Source organism: Microbacterium sp. RURRCA19A, from assembly GCF_900156455.1.
In the GTDB taxonomy this organism is placed as follows: domain Bacteria; phylum Actinomycetota; class Actinomycetes; order Actinomycetales; family Microbacteriaceae; genus Microbacterium.
In genome coordinates this window covers 1-4,020 of the sequence record NZ_FTNQ01000010.1, presented here as the reverse complement: position 1 = coordinate 4,020, position 4,020 = coordinate 1, and the positions used below count along the sequence as shown (strand labels likewise).

The 4,020-nt window shown below is 62.4% G+C and carries 3 protein-coding genes; all 3 read left to right on the top strand.

The window, feature by feature from the left end; genetic code table 11:
- The first annotated feature begins 528 nt into the window (after nucleotides 1–528).
- Nucleotides 529–1,140 (top strand): hypothetical protein, encoded by a 612-nt coding sequence (locus BW982_RS18050; RefSeq protein ID WP_139327553.1) that lies wholly within the window; start codon nucleotides 529–531, stop codon nucleotides 1,138–1,140.
- A 73-nt stretch (nucleotides 1,141–1,213) separates the two neighbouring features.
- Nucleotides 1,214–1,465 carry a hypothetical protein gene (locus tag BW982_RS18045; protein ID WP_139327552.1) on the top strand — a complete coding sequence of 84 codons (252 nt, stop codon included), beginning with the start codon at nucleotides 1,214–1,216 and terminating at the stop codon, nucleotides 1,463–1,465.
- Nucleotides 1,466–2,270: 805 nt separating this feature from the next.
- The coding region (locus BW982_RS17340; protein WP_139327551.1) for a recombinase family protein at nucleotides 2,271–4,020 on the top strand (1,750 nt) is incomplete at its 3' end.

Genomic DNA, 4,020 nt, shown 5'->3' with positions numbered 1-4,020 from the left:
CTAGCCGCGAGCTCGAACGATTGCTCCGCGCGGCGTTAGCAACGAACAGAGAGCTAACGATCGCGCTCACTCGTAGAGCGTGATCCCATTACGCGGCGGTGGGCAGGCTCAGCAGGCTGCTCCACCGCTGCAAACACCGTCCGTTCGCCCCATCCGATCGACCGTCTCTTCGGATGCAGTTCCTGGCGCGCGCTCCCCCGTAAAAATGCGGCAAGTCGCCACGGTAGGGAGCCGACTGACCAGCCATGAGGCTGGTCTGATGTCGTGACCCAAACGCGGCAGCACGGCTGCTTTCAGGACGGCATATCGCACATCAGGGAGACCATGGGGATCGAGCGGTGACGCGCCAACACGAGGAGCGCGTCGAGTGGCGATCTATTCCCCGAAGAGCGTTGAACATCATGTGAACAGCAGACGCGGAGTCTGGAGATTGACCGCCACGAGGCTGAGTCTGGGGATCAAGCGAGCCGTGGGGGCGGGATTCGTTTTCCTCTACGCCTCGGCAACGACAACCGAGAGGAATTAGCAATGAAGTCCATCCTTGGGCGCGCGGTAGCAGCCGTCGCCATTGTCGCGGGGCTGACTGTTGGCGCAGTCGCTCCCGCAAACGCGGCAACCGGCAATGAAACTGCCGCTGCAGAAGCCGTATTCACGACCGTCTACAACGCCCCCAATCCAGAGGCCGCACTCGCGAAGCTCAGCAAGACGGATCGGGCGCTGTTCGACAAGTGGGTGACGCCGGTCTTCAAGGTCGAGAGCGTGACTCCTACGAAGAGCGCCACGACGTCAGCGACGGCCGCCAGGGCTTCGTGCTCGCAGTACACCACGCGCGGATCGTTCTCCAACCAGGTCGGTGCGAAGCTAGGAGAGTTCTGGACGACAGGAAGCGCCTGCCGCTCCGGAAGCAGCGTGACGAGCGTTAGCTTCGTTGACGGCGGAGGCCGTACGTCTGCTCTTGGCTGGTCGTACACCGGATCATCGACAGGCAAGGGCATCAGCCGCAACACCGGGTACGTCTACGGGCAGTACAAGTTCAAGCTTCAGCTTGGCCCCGTGGTTGCACAAGAGCCCTCGTACTGCGCCCGCACCGTACATACTCTCGGTGCCGACTTCGGAGACACGCGCTGCGGCCTCGGCTGACGATACGTACCATGGAGGGGGCCGTCACCGATCGCATCGGTGTCGGCCCCCTCGCTCACAGGAAGGAACCCGGATGCGCGCAGCAGCAACACACTCGCGGCTTCACCTCGTCGGCATCATCGCCGTGCTTTCTTCCGCAGTCCTCGCAGTGGCAGTCTCACCGGTCTGGCTTCTGGCAACTGCCGTTCTGGCGACCATCAACCTGGTGCGGTACACCGTGCACGTCTCCCGCACCGGACACCTCAAGCCCACGATCATTCCTCTGGCGCTTTTGAATATCGTGCTCCTCACTGGAGCAGTGGCGTTTGCCCTCACGCCGCACTGAAGTCCGGTTCAGCCTGGTTGCACCCGATGTCCGGTCGCCTGTCGGATCGCCCGTCCGGTCACGACGATGACGACACCTTCGTTTGCCCCGTGATTCCGCAGCTTTTCGCCGGGTAAGGGAGCCGACTATCCCGCCCATGGCGGGATCCCCTAAGCCTCGCCAGATGCCGCGCGGAGGGCGGCGGCCAGCTGTCGATGCATCCGCTGTGCACTCTCGATCGAGAGCGTGATACTCGCGCGGCCTTCGCCCAGATCAAACCCAATCCACACGTCGTCTGAAGTGGTGGCGCTCGTGAAGAGCACGACGGCTAACTCGTCAGCAACGGCAACGTCAGCCCGTTGTCGCCGCACGATGGGCAGTACCACGAATCGCTGATGGTAGCGGTCGGCTGGGTTGTCTTCTCGGCACTGAAGGTACTCACACCACGGCGGGCACGGCGTTGTCGGAAGATCAGTTATGTCGGTCATCGCGCGGCTCATCTCGGGTCAGTCGTCTCCGGGCGTCAGCGACAGACCGTGGGGGCATAGGCCCTAGAAGCGGAAGACGTCTGGTAACTCGGATTCGAGAACGGCCAAGGTGACAGCACGACGAGATGCACCAAGACATCTCATGCGGTGCCCACCAAGTGATGACGTTTTCGCAACACCCCGACAGGAGACGAGCACTACGACGTCAACCACCGGCGACTTCGTTCTCCGTGGGCGAAACCAGCCCCTTAAGAGGTGGCGAAGTGCGATCGGACTATGGAAAAACCTGGTCAAACGAGAAAAAATACGGAGGCTAACTGAGAGAGGAGGGCACTTCGATGACCATCACCACACCAGCCACCGCCGCGAAGGTGGTTCCAACATCAACAATCACTCCCACGGTGACCACCAAGCGGGCCGCCATCTATCTGCGCGTCTCGACACCTCGGCAGGCCCGGAAGAACAACGAGGCCGAGGGGTACTCCATCCCGCAGCAGCGCGAGTACTGCCAACGCCGCGCTCGTGAGCTTGGAGCGGAGGTAGTTCGGGAGTATGTCGACGCTGGTGAGACGGCTCGAACCTCAGACCGAGCTGCACTTCAGCAAATGCTGACTGACATGCAGTCGAACGATGCGGAGGTCACGTTCGACTACATCATCGTCCACAAGCTAGATCGGCTCATCCGAGACCGCTCGGATGACATGGCACTGCTCATCGCCATGAAGAAAGCCCGCACCGAGCTCGTGTCGGTCAGCGAAGCCGTCGATGCCAGCCCGGCAGGGCAACTCTTGCAGGGCGTTATGGCGAGTATCAACCAGTACTACTCGGACAATCTGTCACTCGAGGCGAGGAAAGGTATGGCGCAAAAGGCTCGCAACGGTGGCACGCACGGTGTCGCCCCGATCGGGTACCTCAACACTCTCAGCCGCGAAGGTGGACAAGAAGTCAAAGGCATCGCCGTCGATACCGAACGGGCACCGCACATCACCTGGGCGTTCCACACGTACGCCACGGGCGACTGGAGTATCTCGACCCTGGCCGAAGCCCTCGATGCTCGCGGTCTGCGCGGTCGGGTGACACAGAAGTACCGCGGCACACCGCTGTCCACGGCGCAGCTGCACCGCATGCTGAAGAACCCGTACTACACAGGCAAGATCGTCTACCAGGGCGTCGTCATGGACGGGGCGCACCCCGCCATCATCGACCCGTTCATCTGGCAGCGCTGCCAAGACATCCTGGCCGACCGGCGCCTGGCCGGCGACCGGTCATGGAAACTCAGCCATGCCCTGAAAGGCTGCCTCATCTGCGGACGCTGCGGTGGCCGCATTGGCTACGGCAAGTCCCGCGGACAAGGTGGGGTCTACGACTACTTCTTCTGCCTCGGACGCCACACCGGTCGAACCGACTGTGACCTGCCGTACATCAGCATGGAGAAGGTCGAAGCCGCGGTGCGGAAAGAGTGGCGCAGGCGCGCCCGGCTGACACCGACCGAACTCGCCGAGGCACGCCGCAACGCCACTGCCCAGCTGGACGCCTACGTCTCCGACAGCGAAACACTGATTGCACAGCAGACATCACGTTTGGCGGTATTGAACCGCCGCAAGCAGAAGCTCATCGATGCTTACCTCGACGAAACTCTGTCTCCCGAGGACGTGAAGTCGCGCCAGGTCGACGTCAACCGCGAGATCGCCACCGCCACGCACCAGCTACGCACCGCAGAAGAGGGCCGCGCCGTGCTCTACGAAAGACTTGAAACTGTGCTGGCTGCACTCGAACATGCCGCCACGATCTACGACACCGCCAATGACGACATCAAACGCCGCCTCAACCAGGCCATATTCGAACCCTTCCAAATTGACCTCCTCGACGACCACGACCAGCGCGTCCCGGAGGCTCAGAACGAGGCGCACTGTGCGGTGACAGGGGCGCTCACCGCGCCCGCAGCTGCCGTGGCGGCACTAGTGGGGAGGAGGGGCAAAAACGCGCCCCACACCGCGAACGACAAGCCAGGCCCAGACCAAGGGAGTCACGACAAAACCCCCGGCCAGCTTGCGCTTACCGGGGGTTCCAACGTGAACTACTTGGCGG